This is a genomic window from Stieleria maiorica (assembly GCF_008035925.1).
Lineage (GTDB): Bacteria > Planctomycetota > Planctomycetia > Pirellulales > Pirellulaceae > Stieleria > Stieleria maiorica.
This window is the reverse complement of sequence record NZ_CP036264.1, coordinates 4,286,809-4,307,126: the sequence shown is the minus strand read 5'-3', so window position 1 is coordinate 4,307,126 and position 20,318 is coordinate 4,286,809. Positions and strand designations below refer to the sequence as shown.

Below are 20,318 nucleotides of genomic sequence, written 5' to 3'. Positions count from 1 at the left end.
TCCATCAACGCTGGGGGCCCGAACGCTTGCGCGAATCGGCTGATGTCACTCGTGTTTCGTCGCCCGATGGCTGCTGTCAGTCGACCACGTGATCATCTGCCTCTGATTTCAAGCACCGTGTTTGACAACCGTCAATTTCCGAACAACCGCTATCGGCCACTTTGATCCGACACGACCGATCGCGAGGAAACAGACATCGGGATCGCGCCGAATTAAAGCGCTCCTAGGGTTGGGAGAGATTTCCGCCCACCCTTCGAAAAGCATGCCATGTCTGCTGCGCCGATCCCCTGGAAACACATTCGGAACGTCCTGGTGCTTTTTGCCCCACTTTGGATCGGTGCCGTCCTGGTCTTTGGTCTGATCGGGGTCTCCTATTCGTTCCTTTCGTCCGACATTTACGCGGCTCGCCAACCGCTGGTCGTACGAGACGAAGCGACCCGGGCGGTCGACCGATTGGGCCGATTCGCCAGCCAGACGGAACTCAAAGCCGCCCAAGAGACCATTCTCGAGATGGCACAGAACCGCGAAGTGGTCGCGGCGGCGTTGCGAGAAATCGGACCGCCTGACGGTGGCCTGGACGAAAACTGGCCGCCACTGGCCACGATCGACGGCGCGAGCTCGTCCTGCGTCAACATCCTTGCTCCACAAGGCGCCGAATTTGGCAACACCGAAGTCGTTTACCTGGAAGTCAAATCGGAAGCGCCGGACCGTGCCGTCCGCTTCTGTCACGCGATGTTCGATTCGTTGACCAAGCACCTGCGTGATGTACGACGCGTTCGCGCCGACAGTGTGATCGTCGAACTGACGCACGCCCGCGATCTGGCCAAGAAGAACCTGGACGAGGTTTCGGACCGGATGCGCGAGATCGAAGTCCGATTCGGCGCCGACCTGGGCGAACTACGCAACTTGAACGATACCTATGCCGGTGACAGCAGCTACCGACGTTCGCTCGCAACCACCAAAGAACAACTGCAGACGGCCGAACTGGATCTCGAGAAACTTCAATCGCTGCACGCCTTGCTGGTCGCCGGAGCGAAAGACCCGAACAAACTGTTGATCAGCGGCGGTGACCTTCTGAACAGCCAACCGTCGCTTCAACGGCTGAAAGACGGATTGATCGACGCCCAACTCCGTGCCAGCCAACTGTCGGGCGTGTACACGCTGGAAAACCCGAAACGGAAAGCTGCGATCGCGACCGAACGCGAAATTCGCGAACGCATCATCCAAGAAACCAACGCCGTCATCGCCTCGATGCAACCGATGCTGGAATTGCAATTTGCCCAAGTGAAACGGTTGTCACAAAAGGTCAAGGAGCTGTCCAGCAAGCTGCAGATGCTTGCCGAAGCGCGGACCATGTATGCGGAAATCGATTCCGAACTCCAGCAACGCTCCGAACAATTGGCCGAAGCAGAACAGCGGTTGGTCGATGCCCGCGCCAGCCGGTCGGCGGCACTGTCAACCAACCTGGTCGCCGCGCTCGGTCCGCCACAAGTCTCCGACAAACCGATCGGCCCGGGCACCACAACGATGACCTTCGGGTCGATGATGGCGGGCCTGATCTTCGGACTCGGAGCCGTCTTCTTGATCGCCCCCGGCCCCACGCACTCGCACGGACGGCGTCGCTGGACCGACCATCTGGAAGGCCAAAACCGCAGGGCCGAGGACCGGGCCCGATTGGCTCAGCAGAAACGCCGCAGCAGCGATGTCCAGCCGCCCCAAAGCGAGCTGCAACACACTCCGCCTCAGCCTACCGATCAATCTTGACCGGAATGCGGTGACGTTCATGACCGATCTTCCGGTATAACGGTGGTCGATATCTTTGGGTCCTCGCCGCCGTTTTGCCCTATTTTAAAATGCCATGCCGGAGCAGTCGGAACAGACAGATTCCACGCATCGGTCAATACCCCGGCGGCGGCCGGTCAACGGCGTGTACGCGAAATTCGTCCGCCGGGTGGATTTATCGACCCAGATCCTGATCGCACTCGCGTTGGGTGTTTTTGCCGGCCTGTTTGCCGGTGAACTCTGTGCCCCGTTGGCGATCATCGGCGAAGCGTTCGTGGGTCTGCTGCGAATGACAATCTTGCCGTACATCTTGGTGACCCTGGTCGTCAGCTTGGGTCGGATGCGGCTGCGCAACAGTCGACGATTGGCACGGATCGGTGGCACGGTGCTGCTGGGGCTGTGGGCCAGTTGCTTGACCGTGGTCTGGGTGTTGCCATCGGCTTTCCCCGCCTGGAGTTCGGGTTCCTTTTTCAGCACCGCGCTGATCAAAGACCCTGAACCGCTGGACGTGCTGTCCTACTTCATCCCGGCCAACATTTTTGAATCGCTGACCAACAACCAGGTTCCGGCGGTGGTGTTGTTCGGAATCTGTTGCGGTCTGGCGCTTGCCCGGTCACGCAATCGTGGGATCGTGCTGGAACAACTTCATGTCGTCGCCGACGTGCTGCTGAGTATCAGCAAGTTCGTCACTCGGTTGGCGCCGATCGGCATTTTTGCGATCGCGGCCAGCACGGCGGGAACGGTTTCGCTGGCCGAGGTGGGGCGGTTGCAAGCCTACCTGGTCGCTTACACCGCCGGCGCGGTTTTTCTGGGCTTCATCGTCTTGCCGCTGTTGGTGACGACCCTGACGCCGTTGACCTATCGCCAAGTGCTGTTTGTCGTCAAAGAACCGATGCTGACCGCGTTCGCAACCGGCAAACTGATTATCGTTCTGCCCATGCTGATCGAGAACACGGAACGGCTTTTTCAATCCCAGGTCCGGATCGATGGCAAAGACGAATCACCCGCGATCGACCTGCTTTACGGCACCGCTTATCCGTTTCCCCACGTCGGCAAGCTTTTGAGCATGCTGTTCATTCCCTTCGCGGCGTGGTTCCTGGGGGCGCCGATCAACCCGTCGGACTACCCGACCTTCCTGGCGTCCGGGTTGTTTTCATTTTTCGGCGGTCCGATCGTCGCCATCCCGTTTCTGCTCGATCAAATGCAGCTTCCGCATGACATGTTCCAGCTGTTCCTGGTTTCGGGAGTTTATGGTGAACGACTCGGAGACGCCGTCGGCGCCATGCACCTGTGTGTGCTGACGTTGATTTCGATCTTCGGCTTCAATCGACTGCTCCGATTCAACCTGTTGGCGATCCTCAAGTACATCGCAGTGGTCTGTTTATTCGGCGCGATCTTGCTGGTCGGCGTGCGATTGGGTTTGTATCGCGTGATCACGATGGCCGACAACAAATTCGACGTGATCGAACGCATGCAGTTGCTTGAAAAACCTGTTCAAAGTGTCGTCATCAAACAGCCCCTTCCCAATCCCGAACCGCTTCGCGAAGGCGAATCCCTGCTGCAGCGGATTCGTCGCCGCGGTGTGATCCGCGTGGGCTACAACGAAGACAACCTGCCATTCGCCTACTTTAACAACCGCAGGACGCTGGTCGGTTATGACGTCGAAATGGCGCACTCATTGGCCCGCGACCTGGGGGTCACCCTGGAACTGGTGCGTTTCGATCGCGCCACGCTGGTCGACCAACTCAATGCCGATCACTTCGATATCGTGATGTCTGGCCTGGTGGGAACACTGGAACGCGCCCAAGCGATGGCTCACACCGAAAGCTACATGGACGTGCACTTGGCCTTGGTCACACGTGACTATCGATCCAGCAACTTCCGAACCCTCAAACGAATCTTGGCCCTGGACGATCTGCGAATCGGATTTGCCGACCTCAGTCGCGGGTTCGTCAACCGCATCGAAGCCGCATTGCCCGACGACACGCTGGTCGAAATCGCTGACAATCGTGATTACTTCAACGGCAAGCATCCTGACCTGGATGCCCTGTTGATCAGCGCCGAAAGCGGCTCCGCGTTTACGTTGATGTACCCCCGGTTCGAAGTCGTGATCCCCAACGAACTCAATGCCAGCCTGCCGCTGTTTTACGCCGTCGGCAATCGAGACGCACAGATGCGAGATTTCCTGGAATATTGGGTCGGATTGCGACAAAAAGACGGCACCGCCCAAGACTACTACGACCACTGGGTGCTCGGCAAAACCAACGGCGAAAACGAACCCCGCTGGTCCATCCTCCGCGACTACCTGCACTGGATCCCCTAGCCGTATCCCCTAGCCGTACGACGGCCCTTCCGGGCGGTCGAGCCAATAAGTACGACGGCCCTTCCGGGCGGTCGTCCGCTGAACGCTCCGCGACGCCCTGGAAAGAACCACCCAGAAGAACGCTGCTCACCACGTTGTCAACAGAGTCGGGTTGACCAACTGACGACTCGCGTCACAAGGTGGATTGAGTTGAAACATCCGTGGATCGATGTATCGCTTTCGCCGGGTTCGTTTGTGCGTTGAGGGGAATAAGGATCCCCAACCCATGCACGCCCACGCTTCTGGTTCACTGCACGACGGACCGGGATGGCCAGCAAAACGGCGACAACCAGTGTGAAAATCAGAACCGAACGAATGGAGTACGATTTCATCAAAACACAGGGTTCCCCCGGTCTTCGTCGCTTTGCGCGTCGGCAGCCTGACCGCCCGAAGTCTAAACATCCAAAAAGGTGAGCGGTTGACTGCCTGAAAAGAGGCCTCCGCGGAGGCGGGCCCATTTGCGTGTCCCATCGGGGAACACGACGAGAGCCCAGCAGTCACCCTTCCGATTCTTGAGCCAATACTTCAGCGGAGGCATCCCTGACTTCTCGATCTCGATGTCGGTTCCGTTCTGCTCATTGTATTTCGCGATCGCTTTGTCCATGTACTTTCGTTTCAGCCGAAACATAAACGGAACGAAAACAACAACGAACAGCACAAATCCGCCTACGCCCAATACGCCTTCCATTTGCTTCCTCTTGAGTCAATCTTTGCTACAAGTCGGTGATCAGTGGTGTGTCAATGAACCGACGCTCTGAAAGTATCGCGAGCCCAAGGGGTGACCGCCACCCCTCATACGGGAGCGTCCTGGAGTGCATTAGGTTGCAGGTTGGTTTTCACTGGGGGCGAACACAACGCGAGGCGGCGGAGAGATGTCGGGTGCCCACCAGTGTAGAACCATTGTCCCAATTGTTCCCCCCTCAGCCGCCCCGGCTGAGAGGATCTCAGTGGTTGCCCGCTGCGCGGCCAACCCAGAACAGCTGAGGACAGCGGTTCTACATTGGCAGAGACGACGGCGCGAAAGAGTCGGCGTCGTCACTCGCCGGCTCCGCGGACGACGAAGTAGATCGCCACCGCAACCAACGCGATCGCGACAAAGGTTTGAAAACGCCGCGTGGAGAGACGACGGCTAAACATCGCACCAATCTGAATCCCAAGGATCGCCATCGGAGCCAGCGCGGCCGACTGCACCAAGGTCTCCTGATCGATGAACCCTCGCACCGCCAGCCCCGCTACTTTGTACGATGCGACGGCGCACAAAAACTGATTCAAGAACGCTTTGAATCGCGATTGTTCCCAGGGCTGTGACAACGCGTACGCGGCCACCGGAGGCCCTGCGATCGTGACCGCACCGGCCAGGAATCCCCCCAGGGCGCCGGCGATCCATGACGACCCCGGCCGCGATTTCGTCTCCGAATTGGCCCTCCGCCGGTTGCGAATACTGATCGCCACCATCACCAGGATCGCCAGTCCCGTGCCCCGGATCAACCAGTCCGGCGACACCCATTCGAATGCCAACAAACCCAGCGGCATCCCGATCGCCGCGCCCACCAGTGCCCGCCACAGTGCCGACCAATCGGCACCTTCGCGATACGCCCACGCCGCCATCATCAACACCGGGACGCTGGCCGTGGAAATAACGACGTGTGACTGACGCACTTCGACAAACAACGGCAGCAGCGTCACCGCGACCATCCCGAATCCGAATCCGATCGCGCTATGCACAAACCCGGCCGCCAGCGCGATCACGCCAATGTACACAAACACGATCGGGTCGCCGGTCATCCTCCGTCCTCGACCAAATCTCGCTGCTTCGTCTCCGGCAGCGTCAGCATCACGACAATGCCGACGATGAACAACGCGGACAACCACCAGACCGCGTCCTGGATCGCAACGTCATCGCGCCCCTTCAGCCATCCCGAAAACAACAGCACCGGCACCGCTAACAATCGTCCGCCGTTGAAACAGAAGCTCGCCCCGGTCGCTCGAATGTGCGTCGGAAAAAGCTCGGGAAAGTAGATGGCGTATCCCGAATGCATCCCTAAGGTCAAGAACCCGAACACCGGCAAAATGAACAACATCTGCGTGTACGTTTGCGGAACAAAACAGACCACCGGAACGATCAACAACGCCAAAACGTGATAGGCGATGAACGTGGGCTTCCGTCCGAAACGCGCGCACAACGGGCCGAACGACAACAGTCCCACACCGCCACCGGCGGCCTGGACGATGCCATAGGCGAACTTACTTTTCGCGCCCGCGGTCTCGGGATCCGTTCCAAGCGACAACAACAACGCCCGGACCAAATCCTGCCCGGCGACCGTGACCGACCAAAACGTGCCCAACCCGACCGCGGCCAACAACATTCCGCGGATCGCCAAGCCGTTCCATTTGGGGTTGAGTAACAGATCAGCGAAACTGCCGGATTTCTGCCCCAATGCACTGTTCCGCGTCGCCTGCCATCGCTCGGGCTCTTTGACGCTCGCCCTCACCCACACGATCAATAACGCCGGCAACACACCTAACAGATAGGCGTAGCGCCAATGTGATCCGACCAGAATGCCAGACAGCGCGGCCAACCAGGTCCCCAGAATGCTGGACGCGTGAAAGATCCCCGCCGCCTGGGCACGCGCCTTCTTGGGAAATACTTCGGCCACCAAACTTGCCGCCACGGCCCATTCCCCGCCGATCCCGAGGGCGACCAGAAAACGCAACACGCCGATCACGTAGATGTCGTTGGCAAAATACGTCAGCCCTGAAAACAGCGAATACATCAGGATCGTGGCGATCATGATCGGCCGCCGGCCCAGCCGATCGGCAAGCGAACCGAACAGCAACCCGCCGATGGTTCCGCCGGCCAAGAAGATCGCCAGAAAATTGTCGCCCCACGCCTTGGCCGCGGCTTCATCACCGTCCAGCACTTCCAACAGCATGTCGCTGCGGGTGATGTTAAAGATCTGGCCTTCGTAAACGTCAAACACCCAGCCCGCGCAGGCAATGATCAGGATCAGCCACTGGTACCGCGTGACGCCCGTGTACCAGCGGCCGGACGAACCTTCTCCCGGATCAAACTGGATCTCCGGCCCGGACGGTTCTGATTTCGGGGCGCCGTAGGGATTCGGATTGCCGTCGTCCATGTCGTTCAGCCCACCGCGTCAAATGCATGGGTTCGCATTTCCGCAAGCGACGCCAACACCTTGCGTGTTCCCGTGAACGGACGCCGCGCATGCATGGCAACGGTGTTGTCCAACAGCACAATGTCACCGGCCTGCCATTGATGATCATAGGCAAGTTGTTCGGCCAACTGGACCGCCACCATGACCGCTTCCGGATCTAGCTTGGTGCCGTCGCCGTGACGAATCGCATCGGACGGATCGTTGCGTTCGTCCTTCCAGCCACAATAGGCCGCGATCAACTGGTTGAAAAACGTTTTCTTCCCCGGCGACGTTTCCATCACCGCAGGCAACTGGGGCGTCGTCGCTTTTAAACAATCGTCGGCCAGCCACTGGAAACTGTAACCCAACTCGCCCAACCGCGCCTCGGCTTCTGCTTTCGTTTCCACACCCAACGTGCTGTGCCAACTGCGTCCCATCCCCGACCTGGCGTCGTCGATGCCGGGCATCACGTTCGTGTAGCGCAAACCCGTCGATTCACACTTGGCGGCGAACTCCGGACACTGTTCGGCTAATTTCGCATACAAGATATCGCTGCGGCAAAGCGGCGTCGCGCCACCGGACTCCGGAGCGATCTCGCAGTAGAACAGAATGTACTTGGGATACAGCGGCGTCTGCGCCATCTCGTGGTGGAAAAAGATCTTCACCTCCGGCGGGGCTTCGTTTGCCGAAAACACCCGAGGCGTGCGGTTGATCCGCACCGCGTTGGAGAGTGACTTGGCGTACGGAAAGTTCTCAAGATTTAATGCCTGGATGAACGCGTCAAAGTCATCCACCGTCGGCGTCGGGAACCCGCGAAACGCCAACGCGCCGTGCTGACTGGCCAGTGCCAACAGATCATCACGACTTTCGGACGTCCATCCGGTGAACTGGTCCAACGTGACCGCGCCCTGGTCACAACTGAAAGCCAAAGGAAACAACGAATCGCCTTCGTTTCGCTGGCCGTCGATCGACGCGCGACGCATACCTTGTAAAGGAGTCATGGATACCGATGTCGGGAGGGAAGGGGAGGGAGAGGTGGGAGGAGAATGAATTCGACTTTCGCATCAGCTTACCCTATGGCGGCCAGCTTGTGTGCCCAACCGGTGTTACACTGTCTTCTCCTATCGGCGTCGCTTTCCCGACGGACGGATTCCATCTTCCTTCCCCCCTGCCCACCGTATTCCCACCATGTCAACGACACGACGAACGTTTTTGGCGAGAGGTGCCTCCGGTCTCGCCGCATCAACGGTTGCCTATCACTTCCGTGACGCGACTGCGGCCAAGAACGATCGCCCGACGGTCGGATTGATCGGGGCCGGCTGGCAACCCGAAACCAAACGCCAAGGCCGCGGCATCGCGATCGGCAGCCAGGCCGCCCGGCTTGCCGACATCCCCGTGATCTGTGAACTCGACACGGTCGCGGCTGAATTTGCCAACCACAAGATCTGCGGCGGCAAAGCAACGATCGTGGACGATTACAGGCGTGTCTTGGATGATCCGTCGATCGAAGCGGTACTGATCGCGACGCCCGATCATTGGCATGCAAAAATCGCAATCGATGCGATGCGAGCGGGCAAGGACGTGTACTGCGAAAAACCCGTCGCCGTGACGATCCAAGAAGGCAAATGGCTGCGCGCGGTCGCAGCGAAAACCGGCCGTGTGTTCCAGGTCGGGACGCAACAGCGCAGCGAATACGACCAACGATTCCTCAAGGCGATCGCGATGGTGCGCAGCGGTCGCATCGGCGATCTGCACCGCATCCACATCGGACTCGGCCCCGGATGGAAAGGCGGCCCGTTCGCGACCACCACCCCACCAAAATCACTCAACTGGGAACGCTGGCTCGGCCCCGCACCGTTGACCGAGTACATCCCACAGCGGACCCACCGCACGTTTCGCTGGTGGTTTGAATACGCCGGCGGACAATTGTGTGATTGGGGCGCCCATCATGTCGACATCGCACAGTGGGCGATCGGACAAGAAAATGGTGGCCCGACCTCGATCGGCGGCACCGCCACGATGAACCAACCCCTGCGTTCCGGCATGCCGACCCGCAGCGACACCTACAACACGCCGATCGATTTTTCCGTGACCGCCAAATTCCCCACTGGAATCGAAATGTTGATCGATTCCTCGCGAAACGGCATCACCTTTGAAGGCGACCGGGGACGTTTCTTCGTTAATCGCGGCACGCTGGAAGGAACTCCGGTCAGCGAAATGGACAATCAGCCGCTGGATGAAGGCGCGGTCGCGTCTCTCTACCACGGCAAACTACCGACGTCGCACATGCAGAACTTCGTCGATTGTCTGAAGTCGCGTGAACGCCCGATCTCGGACATCGCCACCCACCACCGCATTTTGACCACCTGCCACTTGGCCAACATCTCACTGCGTTTGGGGCGAACACTTCACTGGGACGCCAAGTCGGAACAGATCTCCGGTGATGACGAAGCCGCCGGGCTGATGTCACGCGACTATCGCTCGGGTTACGAAATCAACGACGTCTGATACCCTGGCGATCGTTTGAATGCTCGCCCTTCCTACCAACATTCTTCCTTCCTTCGATAAGCTCACATGAATTTGGTTCGATACGGATTGATCGGTTTCGGCGCCTGGGGAAAACACCACGCCGATGCGATCGCAAAAGCCCACAACGCCGAACTGGTCGGGATTGCGGCGCACAGCGAGGCGACCGCTGCAGACGCGCGTAACGCCTATCCGGATGCGTTTGTCACCACCGACTACAACGCGTTGCTCGCCCGCGAAGACCTGGATGTCATCGATGTCGTCGTGCCCAGTTACTTGCATCACGAAGTCGCCACCGCGGTGCTCCAGTCCGGCAAGCACCTGTTGCTGGAAAAACCGATGGGTATCGATTTGCCGCAATGTGACTCGATGATCGCGTCGGCAGAAAAACACGATTCGCTGCTGTGCGTCGGACACGAACTGCGGTTGTCGTCGATGTGGGGCAAAGTGAAGGAGATGATCGACGACGGGTTCATCGGAACGCCACAGTATTGTCTGGTGGAACTATCCAGAAATCCCTACCGCCAAGGCGCCGGCGGTTGGCGTTACGACATCAACCGCGTCGGCAATTGGATCCTGGAAGAACCGATCCACTTTTTCGATCTCGCACGCTGGTACCTGGAATCGGCCGGCTCGCCCCGATCGGTCTATGCGACGGCCAATTCCCGAGATCCGTCGCGGCCCGAGTTGCAAGACAACTTCAGCGCGATCATGCACTTCTCCGGTGATGCCTACGCCGTTGTTTCCCAGACACTCAGCGCGTTCGAACACCACCAAACCGCCAAGGTCACCGGCAGCAAAGGAGCCTTGTGGGCCTCCTGGAGCGGGGCGATGGACCGGACACGGCATCCGACCTTCAAACTGCGCGCCTTCGATGGCAACGAGGTGATCGACGTGGGAATCGAAAAACCGACCGGGGAATTGTTCGAACTGGAGGACCAGATCGTGCGGGTGGCCGAAGCGATTCAGAGCGGCCGACCGCTGCATTGCACCGCTCAAGACGGTCGCTGGTCCGTGGCGATGTGTTTGGCCGCGTCGGCTTCGGTCGCCAGCGGTGCCAAAGAACCGATCGACCAAGGATGATCCCGCCGCTGGATATCGTCGGCATCGGCGTGTCGGTCTGGGACAGCGTCATGCTGGTCGACGTGTTGCCCGAGCGGGGATCGGTCGTGCGCGCCAAACGGCACGTCGAAGGGATCGGTGGCGGGATCACCGTCGCGATCGCGACCGCGGCACGATTGGGTTCGAAAACGGCAATGATCGATTCGCTCGGTGACGATCCGCCAGCGATGCGAATCCTGGACGTGTTGGCGCGTGAAGGTGTCGACACCCGGTGCGTCGTTCGCCAGACCGGCCAGTCCAGTTCGGTCGCCTCGATTTGGTCGGAAACCCAGGCCGCCGAGCGGACGATCATCTTCTCACCGGGAACGGCGTGCGATCGGCTCCGGTGGACGCCGGAGATCGAAGAGCTGATTTCGCAATCAAAAGTCTTGCACCTTAACGGACGTCACCCGGAGGTCTGCCGGAGGGCGATCGCGGTCGCCAAAGCCTCCGGCACGAAAGTCTCCTTTGACGGCGGCGCGTACCGCTATCGCGATGAGATCGTGCCGCTGCTTGCCGCGGCCGACGTCGCGATCGTCGCCCGGCAATTCGCCCACTCGCATTTCAAGCGACAGGTCGACTCGGCAGCGACCGTCGGGCCGATGGAACTGGCCGAGTTTTTGAGGCGGGACCTGGATTGTGAACTCGCCGGTGTCACCGATGGGGCTGATGGCAGCTACCTGGTCGGGCGCGAGGGCGTTCGTTTTCACCAGGAAGCGATCTCACCGGAGAGGGCCGTCGACACGACCGGATGTGGAGACACGTATCATGGCGCGTTCCTGCACGGATACGTTAGCGGGCTGGCGATTCGGCAGGCGGCCCGATTTGCGGCCGAGGTCGCATCGCAGAACGCGCGTCGACTCGGCGGATTGGCGTTCGACCACTCGGCGTGCGGATCTGCGCACGACGGATCTGAGAGCCCCTCGTCAAGCGGTGCTACCAACCCATGACCATGTTGGATTCGATCATCTTGCGGGCCTGATCGAGGTCGCTGCCGGTTTCCATGCGGTACAAGCGAATCGCGTTGACCTTGTCGCCGGCGGATCGATTCAGGCACTCGCGAGCAACCATGCAGGGGTCGAGCGTCGTGTTGGTCAGGCCGAGGGCGCCCTTGCTGATCACCCAGGTATCGCGCGGACGCTTGGTCAGCCGCACCAGTTCGTCGTGGGGATAGGCCTCGTGCACGACGTTTCGCGCCGCGTCTTCGTCTTCAGCCCAGGTGATGATGATGTGGGAATTTGTTTCGATTTCAAAAAGTGGCATTTCCAGTTCTCCGTGCGAAGCGGTTTCGCCGGTGGTGGGCCGACCGAACCGGTCAAAGGTCGGACCCAGCAGATGTCGTTGGGGTCTCAGATGATTCTACGTTGCCAAGGAGTTATCGGTTTATTCCGGTCCCCTTCAAGCACAAAAAGCCGAACGCGACGGCGCAACCGGCGACAATTCCCCAGTGCGTGGTCGTCATTTGGGTGGAATACGCAGTCAATTCGTTGCCGACATCTCGGATCAAATCGCTGACCGAAGCCAACAGGGGCGGTTGAACGTCAAAAAACATGGCGACATTTTTTGGGGCTAGAGAACAGGGAAGCAACCGTCAAAAAGTTAGGTCTCCGCTAACGACCCACCGGGAATTTCCACCCGAAGCGGGGAAAACCACGGCCCGATGGGCATAGTTTTTGTGGCAAAATGCGACCAGCAGAAACAATCCGAACCAGAAGGTTAAAGAAAGATGTGCAAATGAACCGAAGCATGGTCTTGCGGCGGAAGAGACCGTCGATATAATTCCGCCTCCACGAAGGATGGAACGCAACAATTTGCGAGCCAAACTTCGGCGCGGTAGCTCAATTGGTTAGAGCCCCGGACTGTCGATCCGGAGGTTGCGGGTTCGAGTCCCGTCCGCGTCGCTACCCGAAAAATCGCCCCGTTCATCACGGGGCGATTTTTTTTGGCGTAACGGAAGCGACCTGATGCATTTCACCACATCATGTCCAGGTCCCCGTCACCGGTTCGCTGGGTGTACTTCAGACGTTATCAATTCGTGATGTTCGCGTGTCAGTTGGATTCGCTCGGTCAGGTTCGCCATCATGCCACCCTCGCCTCGCGGCGACGCTTTGGACGTTGCTGTGTGGGCAAGCGTCGTGTCTTCCGCTCGGCGTCGCGCTACTGACGGACCGATGTCCGTTTTGGTCGGATCCATTTCCTTCACCGCGGTCAATCCAATCGGTAACACCTCCGACATCGACATCACGCTCGGCGAATTCGTTTCCGCCTTCGATCAGTCCTTCGACAACAGCGGAAACCGCATCACGCCGACGTTCCAGGGAGCCTCGATCACCGTCGTCCCCGAACCCTCCGCGATCGTGGTTCTGTGCGCCGCGGGCGGAGCGATGATGTTCCTGCGACGCAGACGCAGATCCCTGAGCTGAGAGGATCTCAGTGGTTGACCGCTGCGCGGCCGACGGGGAACAACTGAGGACAGCGGTTCTACATTGCCAAACAGTGTAGAACCATTGTCCCCAATTGTTCTCGCTCAGCCGTCTCGGCTGAGAGGATCTCAATGGTTCACCGCTGCGCGGCCGACGGGGAACAACTGAGGACAGCGGTTCTACATTGCCAAACAGTTTAACTCGCGACGTGCCCACGACGTGTCGCGATCACCAGCACCAGCACGGCACCGAGAATCGAACCGATCCATCCGCTTGCTTGGAATGCGGATCCGCCAAACAACAGGTACCCCAAAAAGCCGCCGACGAACGAACCGACGATCCCCAGCAAGGTCGTTCGCACCAGTCCGATGTCCTGCCGACCCGGGTAGGCCAATCGTGCGAGGAGACCGACGACCAGGCCAAAGAGGATCCAGCCAATGATGGGAATCAACATCAAATTTCTCCGTGGGTAAGACAGTTCACTTTAGAATCTCGAATACCTGCTTTGCGAAGGCCGTGCCAAAACAAACGTCGGACCTGGAGTTTCTGAAAGCCCCCCTCAATAACAATCGCAGCGGTGAAGTGACTCAGATCCCGACCAACCACGCTCGTCGCCTCGGCACCAGATGGATGGCCGATTAACCATCGCAATGAGCGACCATCGACCAAAACTCAGACAAACGGGGGACATTCTCACGAACAGATCGGGTGGAACTCCATTGGCGCGTTGTTTGCGTTGCCGAACGTCTCGGCGACTTCCGCTACGAATGACTCCGCTTCAATCCCGACGACCACGACTCCCCCCATGGCAACTCAGCTCATCCAGTCGCAACGCGTCAAACACCTGAACGACCGCGACATTCGCGAAGGTGATTACGTGGTTTACTGGATGGAGCAGAGTCAGCGTGCCCAGTGCAATCACGCATTGGAGTATGCAATCCGTCAGGCGAACGAGCACCAGCAACGGCTGCTCGTCCTGTTCGTGATCGCCGATCAGGATGACGAACTGACGCTGCGGCAAGCGACATTCATGCTCGAGGGTCTTCGGCAAACGCAATCGGAGATCCAGGCTCGCGGGATCAAAATGGTCGTCCGCTGCGGGTCTCCAGTCGATGTTGTCTGTAACGTGGGCAAGAATGCATCGCTCGTTGTTTGCGATCGAGGCTATTTGCGTCATCAGAAAGCATGGAGGAAAAAGGTTGCGTCCGAAGTCTCCTGTCATGTCGTGCAGGTTGAATCGGATGTCATCGTTCCGGTCGACATCGTATCGGACCACCAGGAATACGCCGCCCGCACGATCCGACCAAAACTCCACTCCCATTTGGCCGAATTCCTGGTCGAATTATCGACGACACCGATCGAAAAAGATTCGATGTCACTATCAGTCGGTGGCGAAGAATTATCGGACTTGAATTCGGTCGTCGAAAAAATCCGTGTCGACCGGACCGTTCCGGCGGTTTCTGAATTTTTTCAGGGCGGAACGTCACAGGCAAATGCGCAACTGAAACGATTCATCGGTGGCACATTGAAACGCTATGGAGAGGAGCGAGACCGTCCGGAATCGGAAACGCTGTCTTACATGAGCATGTACCTGCACTTCGGCCAGATCTCACCGCTGGCGATCGCTCTGGAAATCAAAAACAGTTCCTCCGGCACCCAAAACGACCGTGACTCCTATCTAGAAGAGCTGGTGGTTCGTCGTGAGTTGTCGCAAAACTTCGTCAACTTTACCGACGACTACGATTCGTATTCATGCTTGCCGGATTGGGCAACGGAGACGCTCCAGGATCATCGCGACGACCAACGGGAACACCATTACACGAGGTCGGAACTGGTAGACGCGCAAACGCATGACAAATACTGGAACGCCGCAATGAACGAGATGCGGCACACCGGTTACATGCACAACCACATGCGGATGTATTGGGGCAAGCAAATCCTCGCGTGGACGAACACGCCGGAATACGCCTACCGTGTCGCATTGGAGTTGAACAATCGGTATTTCTTAGACGGTCGAGATGCCAATAGTTTCGCGAATGTCGCCTGGATCTTCGGCAACCACGACCGCGCTTTCGGGGAACGACCGGTGTTCGGAAAAGTCCGCCCGATGACACATTCCGGATTGGAGCGAAAGTCTGACCCCGACCAATACGTTGAACGGGTCAATCAACGCTGTGAACAAGCCACTCGAACGGATTAAATGTCTGCCGGCCAGAACGCGTGACCGCGTCTGTTCTAGAGAGAGTCGAAGATTCTAAGCGTGGCGTCGTCGTCAATCGATGCGGACGCCTCTCACGCGAAAGCTCGGATTTGGTTCGAATCGTTCGAGACACGACGGCGCCGCTTTCTTTTGCCGTTTCAATAGGTTTTTACAAGCTTTTCGCTGCACCTGGATCTGCCGACGACACGTGCTGCGAAACACCGGCGTTTTCCGTCCCGTTTGCCAGTGCGTTCTCGATGAGTCTCGCGGCCCGGCCGACTCCGTCGGTTGATGCAATCGTCCGCTGAAATGTCTTCGCGTTTTCGGTAAAAAGCGGATCTTGCAACAACGTTTGTAGACTCTTGCGAATCCTTCCCGCGGTCACCTGTTTCAGACCGATCACGTGCCCCAGACCGTGGTGCCGAATCCTCGCGCCAACCCCCGGTTGGTCATTGGTGATCGGGATGGCCAACATCGGGACTCCGTGAGCAATCGACTCGAGCGCCGTGTTGAGCCCCGCGTGCGTGATGCACACTGAAGCCTTCTGCAGCAGTTCCAGTTGCGGGGCGTATCCGACGACGATCGGATTGCCCGGCAGCGCTGCGAATTCGTCGGCGTTGTCCCCGCCACCGAGCGAGATGACCAACTGGACCGGCAAATCCCGACAAGCCTCCGCAATCGTCTCAAACACGTGACGGATCTGATTTTGCAACGTTCCCATCGAGGCGTAGATCAACGGGACATCGCCCGACAATCGCTCCCAAGGAAACTCCACCGACGGCCGTGAATCGCAACTGTGAAACGGACCGGTGTAATGAAAACTCGGTTCGAGCTGACTGCGGGGAAAATCGAACGGCTCAGGGATCTGAACCACCTGCGCCAGGTCTGACCCCATTTCCGACATCGTCTTGTATCGCGGCAATCCCTTCTGATGCTGGTATCGGTTGGCGATTGCCAACAGCGGTTTTGCCAACCAATTCTGCAGACCGTTCAGCATTGCGATCGCGATGCGATCGATCGGACCACGAGCCGGACCAAGATTGCTGAATACGGGAGGCACGATCGCATCCAGATTCAAGGGCAGTGCGTTTGACAACGTCACGTAGGGGATTTGCTCCGCACGAGCGACCACCGCGCCGGCGGGGACCACTTGATCAATGACCAACCCATCGATTTGATCCTGTTCGAAAAACAACGGCAGGTCACGCAGCCCAACCGTGATGCGACGTTTTAACAATTCAACGGTGAACCGCACCGCGTTTAGACCGCTGAGATTTCCGAGTTTGCGATAGCTTTCCGAAATCGCCTCCGCCCCTAATTCGTCCGTTCCATAGGGTCGAACGGGAAAGCCGGCCGCCTCGATCTTCTCCACCCCGTTGACCAGCGTGTAAAACGTGACTTCGTGTCCCCGCCGGGCCAATTCCGACGCCAGCGTGATCGAGGGGTTGATATGTCCCGGCGATGAAAACGTTGCGATCCCGATCTTACTCACCGAGCGGTCCCTCTGTTAATGTCCAGCAAGGCCATCCAGTTTACACGCCTGAGCCCCCTGTCAGGAGGTCCCTGCCTGACGGGAGATCACGCGAATCGCAACTTCACCGGTCAAACGTAGCTACCTTCGCCAGAAGGTGGATCCCCAGGCGTTACCACGCTCGCATCGAGCGTAGCTACGTCAAAGTCGCGCTGTTTGATGACACATCGCAATCGATTGACTCGGCATCGCCATGGTTTTCATGCGTGACGACCGGCCAGCGGTTACACTTTCCGGCACGTCCGGGTGTCGCTCGCATCATGCAACGCTCCGGCGAATCGATGAAGATCCGATCAACCTTCCCCCATCTTGTTGCCAAACCCATCATGAAACGTCGCGTGTTTTTATCCGCCGCCGCCTCGGCGGGGACCGTCGCCTGCCTGACCCCCTGCCCCCTTTTTGCTGCGGAGAAACTTGCTTTGTCTCGAGGCGACGTGATTCTGTTCCAAGGCGATTCGATCACCGATGCGGGCCGGAACAAAAAGTCGCCCGTTGCCAACGAGGGACTCGGCCGCGGCTACCCCAAGTTCATCGCCGAATCGCTGCATCAGGATTACCCCGACCTTGATCTACAAATCCACAACCGAGGGATCTCCGGCAACAAGGTTCCCGACCTGGACCGCCGCTGGCAACAGGACTGTCTCGACATTAAACCCCGGATCCTAAGCATCCTGATCGGAGTCAACGACATCTGGCACATGTTAAACGGTCGCTACGACGGCACGTCGGAAACGTATCGCGATGGGTTTGCCGCGTTGCTGAAGCGGACGCGGGAGGCGCTGCCGAAGACGACCTTCGCAATCTGCGAGCCGTTCGTGTTGATGAGCGGAACGGTCAAGGAAAACAAAGACAAATGGTTCCCCGAATTTGACGTCCGCCGCAAGTATGCCAAACAAGTTGCACAGGACGCCGGCGCAATCTGGGTCCCCTTTCAAACCATGTTTGACGATGCGGTTGCCGAGGGGACCGAACCGAAAGCTCTGGCTGGCGACGGCGTGCATCCGACGCAACTCGGGCACCAACTGATGGCCAAGACCTGGCGGGAAACGGTGGGGGTTTAAGTCGCCGAATCGACCCTTTGATTCACATTTGCCTCGCCGCCACTTGACTGCGTGCGGCGGCGTGTGATGATGATTCCGCAGCTTTGTATTCTTTGGACCGCCCCTGATGAATTTTCGCCGACGCGTCACAGCATCCCTTCTGCGTCAGATGCTCCTCTGGGGTGTCTTCGTCGGCTTTTGCGGCAACACCTTCGCAGCGTCTTGCGCTGCGTTGCTGCACGAGGACGGCCAGCCGACCGCGCTGGCCGTGGCGGCATTGGACCAACCGGCCCTTCCATCTGAATCCATCGGAAGAGTCGGCTTTGACGCTTCCAAACCGGCCCAACCGACCGCAACGGCACACATCGATGCCGATCGGGTTGGCAATTGCGTGGCGAAACGCTGCGTCCGAGCGATCGGACCGTCCGCGGCACCGCTCCCATGGAATTCACTCGTCGCCTGCGGGGTTCGTTTGCAGATCTAAACGCGACCAACGTCTGTTCGTCGCTCTCATTGCTTTCTGCAACTTACCCCGTCCATCTTCCGGTTTTTGGCACCCATCGTGCCACCGGTCTGCCACGAGATCGCTATGTCCAACACAAAGAAATCCAGTTCCGCTGTCGAATCTGCAGTCAATCACACCTTCCCCTCGGCTGAAACGCTTCCCGAGCGGATCGCCCAGCAAATTCAAAACAACCACTACGTCGCGGCCTACGACGCCCTGCGGACCTTACCACGCTCCCCCCTGAACCTGAGCTGTTTAGGGGTGCTGGCGATGCGGATCGGTCACGCCGAAGAGGCCATTCGGGTTTTCCGTGGCATGGTCCTTACCCCAGGTACCACGATCTGTCGGAGCGACGCCGGTGACACCTTGCTGATCAACTACGCCACCGCATTGCTGCTGGGGAATCTTCCCAGCGGTGCGCTCGATGTCCTGGGAAACTTGCAGAATCGCGACGCGTTGCCGGCCGTCCAGATCCGATCGGCGATCAAACGCTGGGCTTCGGGACTGTCGTTCTGGAGACGCTGGGATTGGAAGCTCAATCACATCGAGCCCCCAAATTGCTCGGTCCCGATTGATTTCGCGCCCGGGATCTTCCCGATTGCGATCCAGTCCCACGGGGTCACTCTGGCTGAAAGCGAACTCGGCCAAGCGTTGGACCGCGCCGGTCGCCACTCAAAGCATCACCAGCTGAGCGATTGACGGCAAGTTGAGAAGAATCGAGCCCTGCCTCGGTTTCTGGCTCTGCCTGGGCAGCGCAAAATCGTTCGATTCGGACAAATTTTCCTCCGTAGGATTTTGGCGTTTTCGGTTCCGCGAAACCCACATGGGATCAGCCGTTTGGCGCCAGCCTACGGGCCTCCATCGACGCCGGGCCTCCATCGACGCCGGGGCCTGAATGCTACTGGGGCCCGAACGCTTGCGCGAATCGGCTGATGTCACTCGAGTTTCGTCGCGGAATGATGTCGCTTGAACTCTGAAACACTGCACAATCCAGAGATTGCCCAGCCACGCTCCGCCTTCGAACGAGGCGGTGCGGGGAGAGCAAAAGAAGTGGCCCCACGATCCCGATCAACTGGCCGGCGTTTTCACCCGAGTGAGCAACCACGCGCCGACGACAAACAACGGCAGCAAGCCGATCACGGCCATCCGCGAACTGCCGGTCAGGGCGATGATCGCGCCGAACAGAAACGTCCCCAGGAAGCTGGTGGCTTTTCCCGACAAATTGAAAAACCCGAAGTATTGGGCGTTTCGACCTTCGGGAATCATCTCGGACATCAACGCCCGGCTGACCGCTTGTGTACCGCCCAAGACAAGCGCGATCACGGCCGCGAGAATCCAAAACCCGATCGATGCCGTCACCCAATACGCCGACAATAACGTCACCGCCCAGACCGCCAAGCATCCCAACAACGTCGGCTTCTTTCCAAACCGATCGGCGAGTTTCGCCACGACAATCGCACCCGGCATGGCCAAAAATTGAATCATCAACACCACGCCCATCAACTCGGTTTGCCCGGGCGACACCAATCCCAGCAACACCGAAGACGCGGCGCCGGTGAACGCCGTGATCGCCAACCAACGGCGTTTGCCGTTCTGCGCATCCGCAATCGCCCCCAAAGTCGGCGACAGCACCGCGCCCAAAAACATCGATCCGGCGATCCCCCAAGCCCACACGATCGGCCCGGTCGATCCC

19 protein-coding genes and 1 tRNA gene are annotated in these 20,318 nt (G+C 58.8%); 11 read left to right on the top strand and 9 right to left on the bottom strand.

Annotated elements, in window-relative coordinates; genetic code table 11:
- Positions 1–267 precede the first annotated feature (267 nt).
- Both Mal15_RS14630 and Mal15_RS14625 read left to right on the top strand, forming a co-directional pair.
- A complete protein-coding gene (locus Mal15_RS14630) occupies positions 268–1,764 on the top strand; it encodes a GumC domain-containing protein (RefSeq protein ID WP_147868455.1) in 1,497 nt (498 codons plus the stop codon).
- 187 nt (positions 1,765–1,951) lie between these two features.
- A complete protein-coding gene (locus Mal15_RS14625; protein WP_167546822.1) occupies positions 1,952–4,105 on the top strand; it encodes a cation:dicarboxylate symporter family transporter in 2,154 nt (717 codons plus the stop codon).
- 433 nt (positions 4,106–4,538) lie between these two features.
- Here the strand turns inward: Mal15_RS14625 and Mal15_RS14620 are convergent, their stop codons facing one another.
- The 4 genes from Mal15_RS14620 to Mal15_RS14605 form a co-directional block, all read right to left on the bottom strand.
- A complete protein-coding gene (locus Mal15_RS14620; RefSeq protein WP_147868453.1) occupies positions 4,539–4,832 on the bottom strand; it encodes a hypothetical protein in 294 nt (97 codons plus the stop codon).
- Between the two features lie 347 nt (positions 4,833–5,179).
- Complete coding sequence (locus tag Mal15_RS14615; RefSeq protein WP_147868452.1) at positions 5,180–5,929, bottom strand: sulfite exporter TauE/SafE family protein; 750 nt, start codon at positions 5,927–5,929, stop codon at positions 5,180–5,182.
- Positions 5,926–7,281 carry an MFS transporter gene (locus Mal15_RS14610; RefSeq protein ID WP_147868451.1) on the bottom strand — a complete coding sequence of 452 codons (1,356 nt, stop codon included), beginning with the start codon at positions 7,279–7,281 and terminating at the stop codon, positions 5,926–5,928. Before Mal15_RS14610 ends, Mal15_RS14615 begins: the two co-directional genes overlap by 4 nt.
- Before the next feature lie 5 nt (positions 7,282–7,286).
- Positions 7,287–8,300 carry a TauD/TfdA family dioxygenase gene (locus Mal15_RS14605; RefSeq protein ID WP_147868450.1) on the bottom strand — a complete coding sequence of 338 codons (1,014 nt, stop codon included), beginning with the start codon at positions 8,298–8,300 and terminating at the stop codon, positions 7,287–7,289.
- Between the two features lie 187 nt (positions 8,301–8,487).
- Here Mal15_RS14605 and Mal15_RS14600 point away from each other — a divergent pair, with 187 nt between their 5' ends.
- The 3 genes from Mal15_RS14600 to Mal15_RS14590 all read left to right on the top strand — a co-directional run bounded on the left by Mal15_RS14600 (position 8,488) and on the right by Mal15_RS14590 (position 11,876).
- Positions 8,488–9,807: a Gfo/Idh/MocA family protein gene (locus tag Mal15_RS14600; RefSeq protein WP_147868449.1), complete on the top strand. Its 1,320-nt coding sequence runs from the start codon at positions 8,488–8,490 to the stop codon at positions 9,805–9,807.
- 66 nt (positions 9,808–9,873) lie between these two features.
- Positions 9,874–10,908, top strand: a complete 1,035-nt coding sequence (locus tag Mal15_RS14595) for a Gfo/Idh/MocA family protein (RefSeq protein ID WP_147868448.1) — start codon at positions 9,874–9,876, stop codon at positions 10,906–10,908.
- A complete protein-coding gene (locus Mal15_RS14590) occupies positions 10,905–11,876 on the top strand; it encodes a carbohydrate kinase family protein (RefSeq protein ID WP_147868447.1) in 972 nt (323 codons plus the stop codon). Before Mal15_RS14595 ends, Mal15_RS14590 begins: the two co-directional genes overlap by 4 nt.
- Here the strand turns inward: Mal15_RS14590 and Mal15_RS14585 are convergent.
- Both Mal15_RS14585 and Mal15_RS34085 read right to left on the bottom strand, forming a co-directional pair.
- Positions 11,863–12,189, bottom strand: a complete 327-nt coding sequence (locus Mal15_RS14585) for a DUF6793 family protein (RefSeq protein WP_147868446.1) — start codon at positions 12,187–12,189, stop codon at positions 11,863–11,865. The two genes, Mal15_RS14590 and Mal15_RS14585, sit on opposite strands and share 14 nt — an antisense overlap.
- A 112-nt stretch (positions 12,190–12,301) precedes the next feature.
- On the bottom strand, positions 12,302–12,478 hold the full coding sequence (locus Mal15_RS34085) for a hypothetical protein (RefSeq protein WP_167546821.1): 177 nt from the start codon (positions 12,476–12,478) through the stop codon (positions 12,302–12,304).
- 275 nt (positions 12,479–12,753) lie between these two features.
- On the opposite strand from Mal15_RS34085, the gene Mal15_RS14580 reads away from it, so the two are divergent.
- Both Mal15_RS14580 and Mal15_RS14575 read left to right on the top strand, forming a co-directional pair.
- Positions 12,754–12,827: transfer RNA gene (locus Mal15_RS14580), tRNA-Asp, on the top strand.
- Between the two features lie 270 nt (positions 12,828–13,097).
- Positions 13,098–13,349, top strand: coding sequence for a PEP-CTERM sorting domain-containing protein (locus Mal15_RS14575; protein ID WP_167546820.1), 252 nt, complete (start codon positions 13,098–13,100; stop codon positions 13,347–13,349).
- Between the two features lie 196 nt (positions 13,350–13,545).
- Here the strand turns inward: Mal15_RS14575 and Mal15_RS14570 are convergent, their stop codons facing one another.
- The gene (locus tag Mal15_RS14570; protein ID WP_147868444.1) at positions 13,546–13,803 is read right to left on the bottom strand and encodes a GlsB/YeaQ/YmgE family stress response membrane protein; all 258 of its coding nucleotides are present in this window, start codon (positions 13,801–13,803) and stop codon (positions 13,546–13,548) included.
- A 351-nt stretch (positions 13,804–14,154) separates the two neighbouring features.
- Between Mal15_RS14570 and Mal15_RS14565 the strand changes: the two genes are divergently transcribed.
- On the top strand, positions 14,155–15,549 hold the full coding sequence (locus Mal15_RS14565; protein ID WP_147868443.1) for a deoxyribodipyrimidine photo-lyase: 1,395 nt from the start codon (positions 14,155–14,157) through the stop codon (positions 15,547–15,549).
- A 169-nt stretch (positions 15,550–15,718) separates the two neighbouring features.
- Here Mal15_RS14565 and Mal15_RS14560 read toward each other — a convergent pair whose 3' ends face one another.
- A complete protein-coding gene (locus Mal15_RS14560) occupies positions 15,719–17,041 on the bottom strand; it encodes a glycosyltransferase (RefSeq protein WP_147868442.1) in 1,323 nt (440 codons plus the stop codon).
- A gap of 320 nt (positions 17,042–17,361) precedes the next feature.
- Here Mal15_RS14560 and Mal15_RS14555 point away from each other — a divergent pair, with 320 nt between their 5' ends.
- From Mal15_RS14555 to Mal15_RS14545, 3 genes are all read left to right on the top strand, one after another.
- Positions 17,362–18,141, top strand: a complete 780-nt coding sequence (locus tag Mal15_RS14555; RefSeq protein WP_199773870.1) for an SGNH/GDSL hydrolase family protein — start codon at positions 17,362–17,364, stop codon at positions 18,139–18,141.
- Between the two features lie 106 nt (positions 18,142–18,247).
- A complete protein-coding gene (locus tag Mal15_RS14550; protein WP_147868441.1) occupies positions 18,248–18,604 on the top strand; it encodes a hypothetical protein in 357 nt (118 codons plus the stop codon).
- 105 nt (positions 18,605–18,709) lie between these two features.
- Positions 18,710–19,324, top strand: coding sequence for a hypothetical protein (locus tag Mal15_RS14545; protein WP_147868440.1), 615 nt, complete (start codon positions 18,710–18,712; stop codon positions 19,322–19,324).
- 369 nt (positions 19,325–19,693) lie between these two features.
- Here the strand turns inward: Mal15_RS14545 and Mal15_RS14540 are convergent, their stop codons facing one another.
- Positions 19,694–20,272 (bottom strand): MFS transporter, encoded by a 579-nt coding sequence (locus tag Mal15_RS14540; RefSeq protein ID WP_147868439.1) that lies wholly within the window; start codon positions 20,270–20,272, stop codon positions 19,694–19,696.
- Positions 20,273–20,318 lie beyond the last annotated feature (46 nt).